Source organism: Pseudomonas sp. 67(2021), from assembly GCF_017491835.1.
In the GTDB taxonomy this organism is placed as follows: domain Bacteria; phylum Pseudomonadota; class Gammaproteobacteria; order Pseudomonadales; family Pseudomonadaceae; genus Aquipseudomonas; species Aquipseudomonas atacamensis.
Genome location: NZ_JAFGYL010000125.1, coordinates 1 through 237 on the forward strand (window position 1 = coordinate 1; position 237 = coordinate 237).

Annotated in this window: 1 protein-coding gene; it reads right to left on the reverse strand. The window is 59.9% G+C overall.

From position 1 onward, the window contains the following. Positions 1–237: amino acid permease (locus tag J5M66_RS26825; RefSeq protein WP_207810283.1), on the reverse strand; the 237-nt coding region annotated here is incomplete at both ends.

Below are 237 nucleotides of genomic sequence, written 5' to 3' on the forward strand. Positions count from 1 at the left end.
TCAGGGCGATACCGCCGATGATCAGATCCTTGCGCCGCTCGGCGGCAAAGCCTTCGTAGCTCTCGCCGCGCACCGCCAGCAGCAGGGCATAGGCCGCCGACCACAGGTAGGGCACCAGAATCATCGACGAGGCCAGGTAAATCAGACTGGTGTAAGTGCCCGCCGAAAAAAGCGTGATCAGCAGGAAAATCTGGATCATCACATTGGTCAGCCACAGCGCATTGACCGGCACGTGGT